Origin of the sequence: Nitrospirillum viridazoti CBAmc (assembly GCF_000730165.1) — a bacterium.
GTDB lineage: Bacteria > Pseudomonadota > Alphaproteobacteria > Azospirillales > Azospirillaceae > Nitrospirillum > Nitrospirillum viridazoti.
Genome location: NZ_CP022112.1, coordinates 1,522,974 through 1,539,336, shown reverse-complemented (window position 1 = coordinate 1,539,336; position 16,363 = coordinate 1,522,974). Strand labels below are relative to the sequence as shown.

The following is a 16,363-nucleotide window of genomic DNA, read 5'->3' as shown; positions in this document are numbered from 1 at the left end:
TGAACCCCCATGAGCACCACCGCCGCCCCGCTGGCCCCGCAGCTGGATCCCTATGCCCTGGCGGCCGAGCTGTCAGGCAAGCACCTGATCGGCGGACGCCTGGTGGCCTCGGCCTCGGGCAAGACCTTCGACGTGGTCAACCCGGCCAAGGGTGAGGTCATGGGCCGCGCCGGCTATGGCGAGGCCGCCGACGTGGATGCCGCCGTGGCCGCCGCTGTCGAGGCCGGCGTTACGTGGAAGGCCCTGCCGGCGCGCGAGCGGGGCCGGCTGGTGGCGGAATGCGGCCGCCTGCTGACCGCCCACACCGAAGAACTGGCCCGCCTGGTGGCGCTGGAGACGGGCAAGGCCCTGCGCACGGAAAGCCGGGTCGAGGCCGGCGTGCTGGCCGACGCCTTCACCTTCTTCGGCGGTCTGGGCGGTGAGCTGAAGGGCGAGACGGTGCCCTTCAATCCCAAGATGCTGACCTTGACGGTGCGTGAGCCACTGGGCGTGGTGGGCGCCATCATCCCGTGGAACGTGCCCATGATGCTGATGGCGCTGAAGATCGCGCCGGCGCTGGTGGCGGGTAACACCGTGGTGGTGAAGTCGGCGGAAGAGGCGCCGTTCGCCGTGTTGCGCGCCTGCCAGATCATGGCCCAGGTGCTGCCGGCCGGCGTGCTGAACATCCTGTCCGGTTTTGGGCCCGAATGCGGCGCGCCGCTGGTGGCCCATCCCAGGGTGGCCAAGGTCACCTTCACCGGCTCGGTCGAAACCGGCCGCATCGTCAGCCGGACGGCGGCGGACAAGCTGATCCCCGTGACGCTGGAGCTGGGCGGCAAGAGCCCCATGATCGTCATGGGCGACGCCGACTTGGCGGCGGCAGTGGCCGGCGCCGTCACCGGCATGCGCTTCACCCGCCAGGGGCAGAGCTGCACCGCCGCCAGCCGCATCTTCGTGCACGACAGCCTGCACGATGCCTTCGTCACGGCGCTGAAGGCCAAGGTGGACGCCATGGTCATGGGCGACCCGCTGGATGAAAGGACGGACATCGGCACCATCGTCTCGCCGCAGCAGTTCGACCGCGTCCAGGGCTACATCGCCGAGGGCAAGCGCACCCCCGGCGCCGCCGCGCACGAATGCTCCGCCCTCCCCACGGACGCCGCCCTGGCCAAGGGCCTGTACGTCCGCCCCGTCATCTTCACCGGCATGACCAACGACAGCCGCTTGGCGCGGGAGGAGATCTTCGGGCCCGTCACCTGCGTCATCCGCTTCACGGAGTACGAGGACGTGATCGCCCAGGCCAACGACAGCGACTTCGGCCTGGCCGCCACCATCTGGACCCGCGACCTGAAGACGGCGCTGGACGCCACCCAGCGCCTGCAGGCCGGCCTGGTGCAGGTGAACCAGAACCTGGTGGTGCAGCCCAACCTGTCCTACGGCGGCGTGAAATCCTCCGGCCTGGGCAAGGAGGCGACCCTGGAGGCCATGCTGGAACACTTCACCCACAAGAAGACCATCATGCTGAACATGGCCTGAGGCCGGGCCGCCTTAAAACCAAGAACAGGGAGGATAGGGCCCATGGACTTCAACCTGACCGAGGAGCAGGCGGCGTTCCGCGACATGGCGCGGGACTTCGCCGCCGAGCATCTGGCGCCGCATGCCGCCGAGTGGGATGAGAAGGAGATCTTCCCGCTCGACGCCCTGCGTGCCGCGGCGGCCCTGGGCATGGGTGGGCTTTATTGCGGGGAGGAACATGGCGGCTCCGGCCTCACCCGCCTGGACGCGGCCCTGTTATTCGAGGAGCTGTCGGCCGGCTGCGTCGCCACCTCGGCCTTCCTGTCCATCCACAACATGGCGGCGTGGATGATCGATCGTTTCGGTAGCGATACGATCAGAGGCAGGTATCTGCCTGGCCTCATGACGATGGACCGGGTGGCCAGCTATTGCCTGACCGAACCCGGCTCCGGCTCCGACGCGGCCGCCTTGCGCACCAAGGCGGTGCGCGACGGCGACCACTATGTGCTGAACGGGTCCAAGGCCTTCATCTCCGGCGCCGGCGTGTCCGACCTTTATGTCGTCATGGTGCGCACCGGCGGTCCCGGTCCCAAGGGCATCTCTGCCCTGGTGGTGGAGAAGGGCACGCCGGGCCTCAGCTTCGGCAAGAAGGAGAAGAAGATGGGCTGGAACTGCCAGCCCACCGCCCAGGTGATTTTCGAGGAGTGCCGCGTGCCAGTGGAAAACCGGCTGGGGGAGGAGGGTGCGGGCTTCGGCATCGCCATGAAGGGCCTGGACGGCGGCCGCATCAACATCGCCTCCTGCTCCCTGGGCGGGGCGCGGGCCTGCCTGGACCTCGCCACCCGCTACATGGGTGAACGCGAAGCCTTCGGCCGCAAGCTGGCGGATTTCCAGGCCCTGCAGTTCCGCCTGGCCGACATGGCGACGGAGCTGGAGGCCGCGCGCCTGATGGTGCACCGCGCGGCGGCCGCCCTGGACGCCGGCGATCCGGAGGCCACCACCTGGTGCGCCATGGCCAAACGCTTCGCCACCGACGTGGGATTCCAGGTTTGCAACGAGGCGCTGCAACTGCACGGCGGCTACGGCTACATCCGGGAATACCCGCTGGAACGCTACGTCCGCGACGTCCGGGTGCACCAGATCCTGGAAGGCACCAATGAGATCATGCGTCTGATCATCGCCCGCCGCCTGTTGGCGAAGGGGTGAAGAATAATTACGGGAGAGGAACGATCATGAGCCGCATCGCATTTATCGGCCTGGGCAACATGGGCCTGCCCATGGCCCGCAACCTATTGAAGGCCGGACATACCGTCGTGGGCTTCGACCTGGCGCCCCAGTCGCTGGCCGCCTTGGCCGAGGCCGGCGGTGTCATCGCCGGGTCCGTCGGCGACGCCGCCTCGGGTGCCGAGGTGGTGGTGACCATGCTGCCCGCCGGCCGCCATGTGCGCGGCGTGTACGAGGACGCCGGTAACGTGTTCGACACCGCGGCCCCGGCCGCCCTGCTGATCGACAGCTCCACCATCGATGTCGACAGCGCCCGCGCCGTGGCAGCCGCCGCCGCCGCCCGCGGCTTCGCCATGGTGGATGCCCCCGTCTCCGGTGGCACCGGCGGGGCTGCGGCGGGCACCCTGACCTTCATGGTGGGCGGCAGTGACGAGGCGATGGAGCGGGCGCGGCCCTATCTCTCGCAGATGGGCAAGACGGTGGTGCACACCGGCGGGCCCGGCACCGGCCAGGCGGCCAAGATCTGCAACAACATGATCCTGGGCATTTCCATGATCGCCGTGTCGGAGGCCTTCGCCCTGGCCGACAAGCTGGGCCTGGACCGGCAAAAACTGTTCGACGTCAGCTCCACCTCTTCCGGCCAGTGCTGGTCCTTGACCACCTACTGCCCCGTGCCCGGCCCCGTACCCACCTCCCCCGCCAACCGCGACTACGCCCCCGGCTTCGCCGTCGACATGATGCTGAAGGACCTGAAGCTGGCCCAGGCCGCCGCCGCCTCCAGCGGCGCCGCCACGCCCTTAGGCGCCAGCGCGGCGGCGCTGTACGCCTTGTTCGCCGCTGCCGGCAACGGGCATTTGGACTTCTCGGCCATTGTGAAGATGCTGGGGGGGAGTTGAGGGATCGGCGCCTCCGAATACTCGGAATTCCAGGCGCGCGGTCTACATTATAGTGGATACAGTAGATGGACTATGCGGCCGCCACGGCGACGTGGAGTTTTCTGTCAAATATCTGCTGCGCCCAGCTGTATAGCTCCATGTCCAAATAGTTGCTGTCAATGAAGTCTGCGATGATGTCGGCACCCGCGAGGTCTCGAGCCCGTTCGACCTCCATCTCGTCAGAGATAAAGGCGGCGTTAGTTATATTCTCGTGGCAGGAGCCTTCGAATAGACCCGGGAAAAGACTACCATAGGCGGCATTGAAAAGAGCCATGGATTCGTCGAAGCGGCGTACGATGCCGAATGTGGACCAATTCTCCAGTAATGCCTTCAGATCATTCAAATCCTGAGTATTTGGCGCGTAATAACCATCCATCCGATACCGGAAAGCAGCTCCAGTCAGGTGGATGACATGGTAGTTCTTGATGATAGAGCCGACATCATTGGATTTTATTGACCAATCGATGAAGTCCCTGAATGTGCGATTCACCACGAACTGATGTCCTGGTAGATGCGGATTCGCCTGCCAGAAGCGGTAGACGGACAAGGCTCGATCAACTGGATGTCGCAAGAAAACAATAGGAATGGTGTCGGCATAGGGAATGGGCGGCCTGGCCAAATGGCTTGACAGAGCAATTACATATTCATGACATTCAAAATACTCTCGGATCTGCTGGTCATCTATTAAGCCATAAGGATCATTCCCGTCGAATGAAGCCCACTGATCTTCAAAATACTTCCGCAGTATCTTATCAATGCTACTTCCCGCATTCTTGAACAAATGGTAGTGAATAAGGGTCTTGCCCATGATTTCCTGCGCATATTTGCAATTTTATCTATATAATAACACTCCGGATGGGCGTTTATACATAGACCATGGGGCTATGCCTTTTTGGTGGCGGCGCGCCTGCCGGATGCTTTCCAATTATCCGTATGGCTTTCCTGAAAGGATGCCGCGCCATGAGTTGGTGCCGGTGGCGGCTGCCTCTCGTGGGCAAGAGAGGTGCGTGTTTAAAAACTGGCACTGACGCCAAAAGTATATTATCTGTCAGCGACCATTCCTGGATCGCCCGGGAATGGTTGTCTATGTTATTCCGGGTGTAAGCGGTGACTGACGTTTCTTTTTATTTTCCCCGTCCTGATAATCAGTTGGAATTCACGGGAGAGCGTTATGTTTCAGGTGTGCTCGGCGGAATACAGCATGAGCATTACCACCGCTATTTATTCGCGGCATCCCTGTGCCGGGGCAAGGACGTAATCGACGTAGCGAGTGGCGAGGGCTACGGCAGCTTTCTGCTGGGCCAGGTCGCGCGATCCGTAACTGGTATCGATATCGATCAGCCGGCGGTGGATTTCGCCAACGCCCACTATGGTTCGGACAACGTGCGTTATCGCCACGGCGATGCTGCGCATCTGGATCTGCCCGATGCGTCCATTGATGTTGTTGTCAGCTTCGAGACGCTTGAGCATTTTCAAGAACAAGAGCGATTTATTGAGAATGTCGCCCGTATTCTGCGGCATGATGGATTGCTGATTATCTCTTCTCCGAACCGTGACGTTTATACTGAGGCGGCAGACTACCATAATCCCTTTCATTGTCGTGAACTGAACCGGCAGGAATTTGAAGGCCTGTTGGCTACTCACTTCCCGAATGTTCGTATCTTCGAGCAGCGCGCCTTGACGGGCTCGGTTATTTTGGGGGCGGACGGCGTCGCGGAGCCTGCAATCGACGGATACGAAACGGAGGACGGCACCCATTTCAAAAAGTCGTCCGGCGTCCCCAGCCCGCCTTATTATATCGCCATAGCCACGCGCCACGTGCTGCCCACCGTCTTGAACAGTGTGATGCAGTCGCCGGTGCACGAAAAGGCGCTGGAGACAGCGCTGGCATCCGCACAAGGTAAGATGGGGGAGCTGTATGATGAGATTTCGCGCGTCAATGGCGAATTCGCTCTGCGCGAGGCGGAGGTCGAACGCCTGAACGGCGAGATCAGCCGCGTCAATGGCGAATTCGCTCTGCGCGAGGCGGAGGTCGAACGCCTGAACGGCGAGATCAGCCGCGTCAATGGCGAATTCGCTCTGCGCGAGGCGGAGGTCGAACGCCTGAACGGCGAGATCAGCCGCGTCAATGGCGAATTCGCTCTGCGTGAGGCGGAGGTCGAACGCCTGAACGGCGAGATCAGCCGCATCAATGGCGAATTCGCTCTGCGCGAGGCGGAGGTCGAACGCCTGAACGGCGAGATCAGCCGCATCAATGGCGAGTTCGCGCTGCGTGAGGCGGAGATCGCGCGGCTGAACGGCGAGATGAGCCGCGTCAATGGCGAGTTCGCGTTGCGTGAGGCGGAGATCGCGCGGCTGAATGGCGAGATTTCCCATCGCGATGGTGAGATCAGCCGCATCAACGGTGAGCTCGCGCTGCGTAAGGCGGAAGTCGCGGGGCTGAACGATGATCTTTCCAGCCGGGATGTTGAGCTCGCCCGCTTGAAGGCCAATGCCTTTGAACGGGATAAGCGCCAAGTGTTTATGAGCCGTGAAATCAACCGCCATTTGGCGACCATTAATGCCCGTGACGGTGAGTTGCTGAACCGGGACCATGAAATGAGCCGGCTGGCGCAGGAAGCCGCCGACATTGGCGCCCAGCTTGTTGCCCGGGACGCAGTTCTCGCGGCCCTATACGGGTCGGCGTCTTGGCGGTTCACGGCGCCTTTGCGCCTGGCGGGGAAAGTCAGCCGCCGGGTCCTGCGGTCCGGTGCTTCTGTCCGGTTGAGGCTGTTCATGGGCTGGCTGGTCACCGGCCAGTTGCAGGCCCGCTTGAAGGAACGCCGGCTGGTCAGATTTATCAACGCGAGCGGCGTGTTCGATACCGACTTCTATCTGTCCCAATATCCAGACGTGGCGGCCTCGGGGGTAGTGCCGGTTCTGCACTATGTCGCCTGGGGGGCGGCGGAGGGCCGTCAGCCCAATGCGTGGTTCCATAGGACAGGCTACGTGGCGAAGGGCGACAATCCCCTCGTGCGATGGATCGGCGATCGCCGGCGGCAAGGGCTGCCGATCGTGGACGCTGGTTCGGCGCCGGCTGACGGGACCGTCATTGAGGACGGGCCGGCCACCTCCCTCGTGTCCAACGCGTCCTGGCCGCGTTTCGCGCCTGCGGACCATCCGGAGGTTACCGTTCTGCTTTTAGGCGGCGACCCCGAAGGCGCCCGTGCTTCGCTGGTTTCGCTGGGTGACGAGTCAATCAAGGTCGTTGCCGTGGCCGAATGGGCTGCAGATCCGGCGTGGAAGCAGCAGTGCGATTCGGCGGGCATTGAAGTCGCCGACACCGGGGAGCAATCCTTACCCGCAGTGATCAACCGTTCCATTCTGACGTCAGGCAGCCCGCAACTCTTGTTGCTGACAGCCGGTACCCAGTTGGCGCCGGGCTGGCGGGACGCCTTGACGCAGGCTCAGGCGCTTTTTCCGCAGGCTGGCCTCGTGACCGCCTGCCACCTGACGGAGGATGGTCGCGTGGCCGCCGCAGGCCTATGCATCCATGCGGATGGCACCATATCGCCCAACGCGGCCGGCCTCCCTGCTGACCACTACGCCGTCGCTTCGGTGCAGGATGTCGATGGGGCTGGTTCCGGCGCCCTGTTCGTCGCCCGGTCGCTGTGGCAGGAGGTCGGAGGGCTGTCGGAAGACTATCTGGGCTTGGGTTATGCGCTGGCCGATTTCTCGATGCGATTGCGCGATCTTAACCGCGCGACCGTGTGCCAACCCTTCGCGCCCGTAGTTGGGGCGCCGCCTCTGGGGGCGCCAGAGCCCTGGACCCTGTCCCACGACCGTTGGCGGTTCCGGCAGGAATGGGCGCGCGCGCTTGGCGGCACCGGTCTGGTCTTGGATCGGCAGCTGTCTTATCGGGCGATGCGTCGGCCGCGAGTCCTGTTCATTGATCATCTGACGCCTGAGGTGGACAAGGACTCCGGGTCTGCTGACATCTTCTGGTTCATGCGCATTTTCCTGGAACTGGGCTACGACGTAACCTTTGTTCCGGCCCATTCCCTTGCACATGCGAGCCGCTATACCGACGATTTACGGCGGTTGGGCGTAACCTGCGTTTGCGCACCCTATGTCGATAGCGCCGCCGGCTTTGTGGAAGCCCACGGGGCCGAGTTTGATCTGGTGATGCTGTATCGCGTCACGGTCGCCTGCCACCTAATCGACCCGTTGCTGCGTCACGCGATCAACGCTCGCATCGTCTTTGACACCGTTGACCTGCACTTCGTACGGGAGGAGCGGCAAGCGGTCATGATGCGCTCGCCCCAGATGCTAGAGCAGGCGAATTATACCCGCGCGGTGGAACTGGATGTGGCGTCCCGCGCGGACTGCACTATCGTGTTGAGCGAGCAGGAATACCGCCTGCTGGATGAGATCCTGCCGCAGGCGCCCAAGCGGCTGATCCCCATCGTTCGCGACATTCCCGGCCGGTCCGCGCCGTTCGAGACGCGGCGGGACATCGTGTTCATCGGAGGCTTCGCCCACCAGCCGAACGTTGATGCCATCCTGACCTTCGTGGCCGAGATTTGGCCCAAGGTCCGGCACTTGTTGCCTGACGTGATCTTGAGGATCGTTGGCAGCAACCCGACGGCCGAGGTGTTGGCGCTGCACGCCCCGGACCAAGGTGTGGTCGTCGTCGGCTATGTCGCAGACCTAACGGAAACCTTCGCGAATTGCCGAATCACTGTGGCGCCGCTTCGCTTCGGTGCCGGCATCAAGGGAAAGGTCGTGACCAGCTTGTCCTATGGCGTGCCGTGCGTCGCGTCCAAAGTCGCGGTGGAGGGCATGGGGTTGAAGACGGGCTTGAACATACTGACCGCCGAGACGCCTGACGACTATGCGGCGGCCATCGCGGCCCTCTATCAAGAGCGGGAGCTGTGGCAGCGCCTGTCCGATGGCGGCATCGCATTTGCCACCGAGCGCTTCTCCATCCCGGCGATTACCGCGCAATTGAAGGAGATGCTACGCTTCCTGAACTTGCCGGTCCCGAGGTGACGCAGGCGATCTTTGACAATGCTGGCGGTAATGGGGTAGTGCCGTAGCCTTGCCCTTCGCGCGGGGGCCGCCCGGCGTCTGGATGGAAACCATGAACTCTAATCAATCGCGCATATCCGTCGTAATCCCGCTCTATAATCATCAGCATTACATCGGGGCGGCGTTGGAGGGCGTTCTTGGGCAGACCGTTCCCGTGCACGAGATCGTCATTGTGGATGATGGTTCACGTGACCAGTCGGCCCAGGTGGCCCGCGACTACGCCGCCGGTGACGCGCGGATTGTGTTTTGGTCCAAGCCGAATGGCGGCGCGCACGCCGCCATCAACGACGGCATCCATCGGGCGACGGGCGACCTGATCGCCATCTTGAACTCCGACGATATCTATCACCCGGATCGGTTCCAGCGAATGCTAGCGCCCCTTCAGGCGGACCCGGCGTTGGATGTGGTGATGACCGGTCTGGATTTCATTGACGGGCGGGGCGGAGCGCTGGCGAACACCTGGTACGAGGAGGCGGTGGCCTTCCATCGCACCTCCGGCGACTTGGGGCTGACCCTGGTCAACGGCAACATCTTCATGACGACGTCAAACCTTCTCATTCGGCGGCGGGCGTTCGACGAACTGGGGTATTTCAGCGCGTTGCGCTATGCCCACGACCTGGATTTCTTCTTACGCGTGGTCGGCTCAGGCCGGACCATCCATCGCGTCGATGCCCCCTTGCTGAGCTATCGGCAACATGACACCAATACCATCAGCGAAGGCCACTTGAAGGTGAAGGTGGAATGGGCGGCGGTGGTGGCGCACTACCTGCACCGCCTGTGGCGGGCGCCGGATGCGGCGGCCGTGGATTGGCAGCGGACCCTGCCCATGCTCGATCTGCTCGATCGCCACACCCTGACCCGGCCGGTGCTGCTTTTCCTCAATTACTTCGACCGTCATCCCAGCCGGACGTTGGAGAACCATCCTTTCTTCACGGACGTCGCCTTCCGCCAGTTCATGAATAGTGTCGTCGCATGAAAATCCTTTTTCTGAGCAATCTCTATCCTCCCAACGTTGTCGGCGGGTATGAACGGCTCTGCGCCGATGTTGCTGGCGCTTTCGTCCAGCGGGAGCACGAGGTTGCTGTCCTGACCAGCACTTATGGCGGCAAGGTCCAGGACTATGCCGGCCAAACGGTGCATCGCAGCCTGACGCTGCTGGCCAACGCCGACGACATCTACAGCCCGTTCTCCGCCGACGAAGCGGAACGCGCCCGCATCAACGCGGCCAACGTCGCCATCCTGCACGCCACCGTGGCAGCGGAAAAGCCCGACGTCATTTTCGCCTGGAACCTGTTCTTCTTCGACCTGTCGCTGCTGCGGGCGTTGGAAGGTGTGGGATGCCGGGTCGTTCTCATGCTCACGGACAACTGGCTTATCGCCGCCCTGGATGGCGATTACATCGGCCGTTTCTTCACCGAGCATGTTTTTGGGGATAAGCCCTTCATGCCGCCGGCTCAGCCCGCGGCCGTGACAGGCTGGCGCCGCCTGCTGCCGTCCTGGATACGCGCCCCGGCCGCCCCTGTGGTCACGCCCCGCTTCCCCTTGGCGGAAGACGCAATCTTCGGTGCGGCGTTTATGCGCGACCTGTATGCCGACGCCGGCATCTCGTTCCGTTCGCACAAAGTAATCCACAATGGCGTGCGCATCGCGGACATGCCGTCCTCGGCTTTCCGTGATCGCCGCCAGTTTTGTGACCCGGGCACGGTGCGCCTCCTGTTCGCGGGCCGGCTTGTCGACTTGAAGGGTGTGCATACTGCGCTGGAAGCCCTGGCCCATCTGCGCCGGACCGAACCGGATCGGCAGTTCCATCTGACCATTGTGGGCGACGGCCAGGACCGTGCCTATTCGGAAAGGCTGAAGAGCCTGATCGCGGATCTGGACGTCGCACCCGCGATCACGTTCCAGGAACCGGTGCGGGAAGACACGCTGTTCCGGTTGTTCAACGAGCATGACATCTATCTCTTCCCGTCGCTGTACGAGCCGTTTTCCCTCACCCTAATCCATGCTTTGGCCTGTGGCATCCCCACGGTGGCCTCGGCCGTGGGCGGCAATGTCGAGATCGTCACCGATCGCGAGAGCGGCATACTCTTCCGCAAGGGCGACGCGCAGGACATGGGGGCCGGGATCATGGCTCTGGTGGGCGATCCTGAACTGCGCCACCGTGTGTCGGCGCGGGCGCGGACGTTCGCCCGCGGTTTCACGTTCGAGCGCATGGTCACCGAGATGGAGCGCTACCTGATATGACGCCTGTTGGCAGTCGAGATGATGTGGGCGGCGCGTCCCCGCTGAAGGGTCGCCGATGCCTGGTTCTGGGTGCGGGCGGCTTTATCGGCACCAACCTTTGCCGCCGCTTGCAGGCGAATGGTGCTGTGGTCCAAGCTTTCGGCCGCTCCCAGCCACTTCCCGGGGCCTTGGGGGGGGGGGATTGGATGACGGGGGACTTCACCGACCACGCCGCGGTGGCCCGGGCGGTGGAAGGCAATGAGGTGATCTTCCACCTCATCAGTGGCAGTTTGCCGGAAAGCTCCAACAAGGATCCGATCGCAGATCTGTCCGGCAGCGTTGTGCAGACGCTGCATTTGCTGGATATCGCCCGTGCCTCTGGCGTGCGCAAGGTCGTCTTCGCCTCTTCCGGGGGAACCGTCTACGGCATTCCCCAGCAAGTCCCCATTCCCGAGAGCGCCCCCACCAACCCCATCGCGGCCTATGGCATTGGCAAGCTGGCCATAGAGAAGTATCTGGGGCTGTATCGCCATCTCTATGGCTTGGACTATGCCGTGCTGCGGGTGGCGAACCCCTTCGGGCCTTACCAGACTGGGCGTCGTAAGCAGGGTGTCATCGCCGCACTGGCTCGTCGGGCGTTGGATGGGTTGCCGCTGGAGATCTGGGGCACGGGCGAGGTGGTGCGCGACTTCATTTATGTCGATGACGTGGTGTCCGCGCTCGTCGCGTCAGCCACCCACGACGGATCGCACAAGGTCTTCAACGTTGGCCAGGGCGAGGGCCGCAGCATCAACCAGATCATTGCCGACCTGAGGGCGATCTTGTCCGACAGGACGCTGGATGTCATCTATAAGCCTGGGCGAGCCACCGACGTGCCGGTCAACGTGCTGGATATCGGTCTGATTTACCGGGAAATGGGGTGGCGCCCGCTGACCAGTTGGTCGGATGGGCTGCGTGCTACGATTGAATGGATCAGGAAAAGTGCGCCCTAAGTATTATAGTCGCATAAATTTCTTGGTGTGAGCGCGGTTGACGCGGAATTATCGCGCTGCGGCAATCAAGAAGAAGACCCGCCCTGATCACCTCCAATTGAGCCGATCAGGGCCATTCTTCACAGGCGACGAAGTAGTCCATTTGAGCGCAGCGCCATCCGCTACTGGGGGATGGGAAGCCTCTTCCCCGTCCGACATTCCGTCCAATCCCCCATGATGCCAGTCACTCGGCAATTCCCGGTCAGAACTTCTTCTCGGTGATCAACCGTTCATCAGGCATGTGGCGCTGGCGCAGAAACTGGGCCAGCAAATGCATGAAGGACTGATGCAGGTCTTCCACGACGCCGTAGTTATGAGCATCGACATGCAGGCTGACATCCGCAGCTTTAGCCGACGCGCCGCCGGTGAAGCCGGTCATGGCGATGGACTTCATGCCCAGTTCGCGCGCCTTTTCAATGGCTTTGATGATGTTAGGCGATCCACCGGAAGAACTGATGGCGATCAGGACGTCGCCGGGCCTGCCGTATGACTCCAATTGGAACGAAAAGATATCCTCATAGGCAATGTCGTTCGCGATCGCTGTGATGATCTCGGTATTGGCCGACAGGCTGTGCACGCGGGGCTTCACTGTCGTGTCGGTGCGCACGCCTTTGACGCAGTCGCAGACCAAGTGATTGGCGATAGCCGCGGACCCGCCGTTGCCACAGGCGTACAGCGTGGCGCCGCCGGCGATCGCGCCAGTCAGCAGATCGGCGGCGCACTGCAGGGCCCCCCGGTCCACCGTCGCGGAAGCCTTAGCCAGTTGATCGAAATAATCTTCGCCGTATTTGCCACAGTCTTCATAAGACTTGCTTGGGAATTTCAACATTCTTCACCTGAACATATTTTGCGGGTCAATGATGCCATCTATTGGATGCTCGAGGAAGATCAGTTCCGTATGCTTGCTCTGTCCATGGCGGAACGGTCTAGGTGCGCTTCCGCCAAGCCATGATGGCGCTGTGGAACAACTGCAGCCAGACAGGCAAACAGAACTGATAGAGAGGGCCCACCGATTCCACATAGCGGTGGTCGTTGTGGCCGAAAACCAAGACGGCGACGGCCGTCATCAGGATCAGCCGCGCGAGAACCATTCCGCCCAAGAATAAAACAATGTGGAACGGCGCATAAGATATAGCGGCGGGGCGCCGATTACGGATCAGGTGGCCGAGCAACAGGATCAGGGTGGCGATGCCAATCAGCGTACCCCAGGTCGTCAGCCGAGCCGCGACGCCGGTATAGATCGCAGCGATGCCATCATTGATCGGATGGGCATCGGGGCCACCACCCTTTGGCGTTAGCAGCCAGGTCCGACGCAGGGCCGCCTGATTGAATAGCTCCTCAATTTCCGGCCGCTTGGCCTGGGCGGCAACCGTCTCATCGGTGATGATGTGGCGGTGGACAGCCGTGGGGCGGGCCATGTCACCGACATAGACCTTGAAGAACTTCCAGGCATCTTGTGGGATGCCGGCCCAAAAGCCACGGTAGAAAGGGTAAAAGCTGGGGCGCGAGGGCAGCCGGCCGTCCTCCAGCGCCTTGTCGATTTCCGCACTGCACTGGAGATAGATTTGCTCCATATCCGCGTAGTCGTCCAGCACCGGGCCCGTCTTGCCAGCGGCACGGGCTTGTTCCTCCCGGACGGAGCCGATGGCGGACATGATAGCCCAGTTCAACCATGTGCCAAAATGCCCCTTCACCTGCGTATCGGCATAAGCGGAGGGTTCCAGATCGCGCAGGGCCCTACCCTCCAGACCCGGCTCGAATTGCTTGAAGCAAGGACTGGCGGCGTAGGCCTTTTCCCGAGCGTCCTTCATGAAGGGGGCATAGGGGATGGCCTGTTCACTGCGGATCCGCAGGATCGACCGCTGGATCGCTTCATATCCCGGCGATTCCAGATCGAATGTCAAATAGTAGCCGTAGACCGTATAGTTGGCCAGTTTGATGGCCGAGGTCACCGTGAAGATGCTGATGAGCGGTGCCATTACCGTGAGGCCCAGAATCGCGGCGAAGCGCAGTTTGGTCTGGGCCATTTGCCAGGCCGCAATGAGGCCGATGCCCAGCACCGCCACAGCTACGTAAACATGTTCGGGCCGGGTATTATAGGCTAGGGCCATGACCACGCCAAAACCCCAGCTGACAGGGGATGCCAGGATCCGCTTGAGCGTGAGGGTTCCGGTCTGCTCCAAATGCCGGACGGTGGCTACGAGGATAAGACCGAGGCCACACCCGAGGGTCATGAGCAGGGTATAGAGCGTGTCGGACATAAGCCGATCAAAGCCGCCAAAAGTACCCGGGAAAAAGGCGCCAAGCGCGAACGCCAGAACGGCGAAAAAGGGCTTAACGCCCAGTCGGCCCATGCCGACGTACATCGCGTAACAGCCGAGCAGGAATAGGAATTCCACGCTCAGCCGCAATGGTATGCCGGTGAACGAATTAAAATATACAAACAGATAATAAACAGGCTGTCGGCAGGCTAAATAACGATCAAAATGATCAAATGACCAAAAGAACTTGAGTCCTCCTTGGGCATAGACCACGGCGTCGGTGTATTCGGTCGTGATTTCAAAAGGGGCGATAAGGGCAATTTTTGCAAAATATAAAAGTATAATGAAATAAATTGGCTTAAGTATGCTCTTAAGAAAATTCTTGGAGCTGGCAGGTGGCATAAGTATCCCGACAATCACTGTAAATATCCCTCTCTCGAAGATTTCACGAAGCCTGTGCCTGGAAAAGCGCTTCGATAATCCCTGTGATGCGTTGGATAGCTTAAGGTATGCGCGGCGGGAGGATATCGTTTTGTGGCGCAAGATCAAGGCGGTTGAGCGCTTCGGACGGGCGGCGCTGCGGAAAATGGCCCCCGCCCAAGCTTACCTGTCGTCGGGACAGCGGATCGATGAATGGCCCGGCCGTCTCCACTGACGGATCGGCGCCGACCAAGCGACAGCCCGAAATCCAGCGTGTCCGTCAACGTGTCGGTATTGGTGGGGATATCCTTCCGAGACGCCCATCCGGGCAGCTTGGCTCGCCGCCATCACCCGCCGATATTGACCATGCCCCGACTCCAGGGGCCGGCGATCATGCCATGTTTCTTGCCTCCACGCTGTCCACCAATCGGTTCTTGTGGACAGCGCGGATCTGGTGGCGGGGTCATATGGGGCGGTATTGCAGCCGCTTGATTAGGGCGTTGACCAGGAGGGTGAAGCCGAACGTCAGGCAGCCGATGGCGATCATTCCCAACCCAAAGATGGCTAGATGGCTTACCTGTTCATCTTGCGAACTCAGGACATAGCCGTTCTGCACATAGCGGTGGACAAGCAGCACATCCAGCACCAGACCGACCATGATCGTGAAGGCGCTTGCCTTCACTGATCGATTGAAGGTGAACACGGATGCCCAGCGGGCGATGTGCCGTCCGTGCAGATCGTTCACCATCTTCGCCAAGATACCCATGTACATCGAAGCCGATCCGATAAGGAAGGTCGATACGCCCAGGAAAAGGAAGTGCAGATCAAGCTGCACATTACCCACCTGACGCGAGCCAAGGGCCGTCAACAGCATCAGCAACAAGCCAGGCAAGGCGAGCAAAATGCCCGGCCACAGCAGAAAAGCTGATGCGCCATAGGTGAAGGTCACCTGCAAACTGGCCCAGCCGGCCTTCCACGGCTCAACCCAGCCACCGCGCTGCGCCAGGTGACTGATGCGGCCCTCAGGTTCCTTCAGGAAATGGATGGGGACTTCAGTGGTCTTCAGTTCCAGCAGCACGGACTTCAACACCATTTCGGGCGCATAGCTCCAGCCCTTAGACTGCAGGTGCATGCGCCGGAAGGCGTCCAGCGTGATGCCACGCATACCACAGTGGATGTCGCTGAAATGGGTGCCGTGGATCATGTTCAGCGCCCAGTTGGTGACCGGCGCGCCGAAATACTGATGCAGGGGCGGGCGCGATCCGGGTTCAACCGAACCTTTCACGCGGGAACCCATGATGTACTCGTACCCTTCCTGGAACTTTTCGATGAAGGGCGTGATCTTACGGAAATCGTAAGTGCAGTCCGCATCACCCAGCAGCAGCCACTTGCCACGAATGAAAGGAAGGGAATCGATGTAAGCCTGCCCCAGCCCCCGCTTCGGCGTGCGGATGACGCGGGCGCCCTTGGCCAGGGCGATGTCCGGTGTCCGGTCGTTGGAACTGTCGATGATGATGATCTCGGCGGCGATGCCCGCCGCCTGGATCCCCTCATGGCACCAGTCGATGAACTGGCTGATCGATATTTCCTCGTTTAAGGCCGGAATGACGATGGACAGGATAGGGTCGGTAGCGTCGTTCTCAGGGACGAGCAACTGGGTCTCAGTAATAGGCTTCGACCGGTCGAACACATCGGGACACATGGT

11 protein-coding genes are annotated in these 16,363 nt (G+C 61.6%); 7 read left to right on the top strand and 4 right to left on the bottom strand.

Annotated features, from left to right (window positions below):
- Positions 1-9: 9 nt before the first annotated feature.
- Genes Y958_RS28090 through mmsB form a run of 3 tightly spaced genes read left to right on the top strand, consistent with a single transcriptional unit; the run spans position 10 to position 3,614 of the window.
- Positions 10-1,515, top strand: coding sequence for an aldehyde dehydrogenase family protein (locus Y958_RS28090; protein WP_088875119.1), 1,506 nt, complete (start codon positions 10-12; stop codon positions 1,513-1,515).
- A 42-nt stretch (positions 1,516-1,557) separates the two neighbouring features.
- A complete protein-coding gene (locus Y958_RS28085; RefSeq protein WP_088875118.1) occupies positions 1,558-2,700 on the top strand; it encodes an isobutyryl-CoA dehydrogenase in 1,143 nt (380 codons plus the stop codon).
- A gap of 26 nt (positions 2,701-2,726) precedes the next feature.
- On the top strand, positions 2,727-3,614 hold the full coding sequence (gene mmsB / locus Y958_RS28080) for a 3-hydroxyisobutyrate dehydrogenase (protein WP_088875117.1): 888 nt from the start codon (positions 2,727-2,729) through the stop codon (positions 3,612-3,614).
- A 70-nt stretch (positions 3,615-3,684) separates the two neighbouring features.
- Here the strand turns inward: mmsB and Y958_RS31670 are convergent, their stop codons facing one another.
- Complete coding sequence (locus tag Y958_RS31670; protein WP_145727552.1) at positions 3,685-4,461, bottom strand: sulfotransferase family protein; 777 nt, start codon at positions 4,459-4,461, stop codon at positions 3,685-3,687.
- 299 nt (positions 4,462-4,760) lie between these two features.
- Here Y958_RS31670 and Y958_RS28070 point away from each other — a divergent pair, with 299 nt between their 5' ends.
- The 4 genes from Y958_RS28070 to Y958_RS28055 all read left to right on the top strand — a co-directional run bounded on the left by Y958_RS28070 (position 4,761) and on the right by Y958_RS28055 (position 11,938).
- Complete coding sequence (locus tag Y958_RS28070) at positions 4,761-8,684, top strand: methyltransferase domain-containing protein (protein WP_088875115.1); 3,924 nt, start codon at positions 4,761-4,763, stop codon at positions 8,682-8,684.
- A gap of 91 nt (positions 8,685-8,775) precedes the next feature.
- Positions 8,776-9,699 carry a glycosyltransferase family 2 protein gene (locus Y958_RS28065; protein WP_186291544.1) on the top strand — a complete coding sequence of 308 codons (924 nt, stop codon included), beginning with the start codon at positions 8,776-8,778 and terminating at the stop codon, positions 9,697-9,699.
- Entirely contained in the window at positions 9,696-10,967 is a 1,272-nt protein-coding gene (locus Y958_RS28060; RefSeq protein ID WP_088875113.1) for a glycosyltransferase family 4 protein, read from the top strand. The genes Y958_RS28065 and Y958_RS28060 overlap by 4 nt, the downstream gene beginning before the upstream one ends.
- Positions 10,964-11,938, top strand: coding sequence for an NAD-dependent epimerase/dehydratase family protein (locus Y958_RS28055; RefSeq protein WP_088875112.1), 975 nt, complete (start codon positions 10,964-10,966; stop codon positions 11,936-11,938). Before Y958_RS28060 ends, Y958_RS28055 begins: the two co-directional genes overlap by 4 nt.
- A 241-nt stretch (positions 11,939-12,179) precedes the next feature.
- Here the strand turns inward: Y958_RS28055 and Y958_RS28050 are convergent, their stop codons facing one another.
- The 3 genes from Y958_RS28050 to Y958_RS28035 form a co-directional block, all read right to left on the bottom strand.
- Positions 12,180-12,806, bottom strand: a complete 627-nt coding sequence (locus Y958_RS28050; protein WP_088875111.1) for a D-sedoheptulose-7-phosphate isomerase — start codon at positions 12,804-12,806, stop codon at positions 12,180-12,182.
- 97 nt (positions 12,807-12,903) lie between these two features.
- Complete coding sequence (locus tag Y958_RS28045) at positions 12,904-14,640, bottom strand: hypothetical protein (protein WP_145727555.1); 1,737 nt, start codon at positions 14,638-14,640, stop codon at positions 12,904-12,906.
- A 481-nt stretch (positions 14,641-15,121) separates the two neighbouring features.
- Positions 15,122-16,360 carry a glycosyltransferase family 2 protein gene (locus tag Y958_RS28035; RefSeq protein WP_088875108.1) on the bottom strand — a complete coding sequence of 413 codons (1,239 nt, stop codon included), beginning with the start codon at positions 16,358-16,360 and terminating at the stop codon, positions 15,122-15,124.
- Positions 16,361-16,363: the final 3 nt, after the last annotated feature.

Excerpts from the sequence above, each read along its gene's own strand:
- Y958_RS28090 (WP_088875119.1), top strand. The coding sequence starts at position 10 with ATGAGCACCACCGCCGCCCCGCTGGCCCCGCAGCTGGATCCCTATGCC.
- Y958_RS28085 (WP_088875118.1), top strand. The coding sequence starts at position 1,558 with ATGGACTTCAACCTGACCGAGGAGCAGGCGGCGTTCCGCGACATGGCG.
- mmsB (WP_088875117.1), top strand. The coding sequence starts at position 2,727 with ATGAGCCGCATCGCATTTATCGGCCTGGGCAACATGGGCCTGCCCATG.
- Y958_RS31670 (WP_145727552.1), bottom strand. The coding sequence starts at position 4,461 with ATGGGCAAGACCCTTATTCACTACCATTTGTTCAAGAATGCGGGAAGT.
- Y958_RS28065 (WP_186291544.1), top strand. The coding sequence starts at position 8,776 with ATGAACTCTAATCAATCGCGCATATCCGTCGTAATCCCGCTCTATAAT.
- Y958_RS28060 (WP_088875113.1), top strand. The coding sequence starts at position 9,696 with ATGAAAATCCTTTTTCTGAGCAATCTCTATCCTCCCAACGTTGTCGGC.
- Y958_RS28055 (WP_088875112.1), top strand. The coding sequence starts at position 10,964 with ATGACGCCTGTTGGCAGTCGAGATGATGTGGGCGGCGCGTCCCCGCTG.
- Y958_RS28050 (WP_088875111.1), bottom strand. The coding sequence starts at position 12,806 with ATGTTGAAATTCCCAAGCAAGTCTTATGAAGACTGTGGCAAATACGGC.
- Y958_RS28045 (WP_145727555.1), bottom strand. The coding sequence starts at position 14,640 with ATGCCACCTGCCAGCTCCAAGAATTTTCTTAAGAGCATACTTAAGCCA.
- Y958_RS28035 (WP_088875108.1), bottom strand. The coding sequence starts at position 16,360 with ATGTGTCCCGATGTGTTCGACCGGTCGAAGCCTATTACTGAGACCCAG.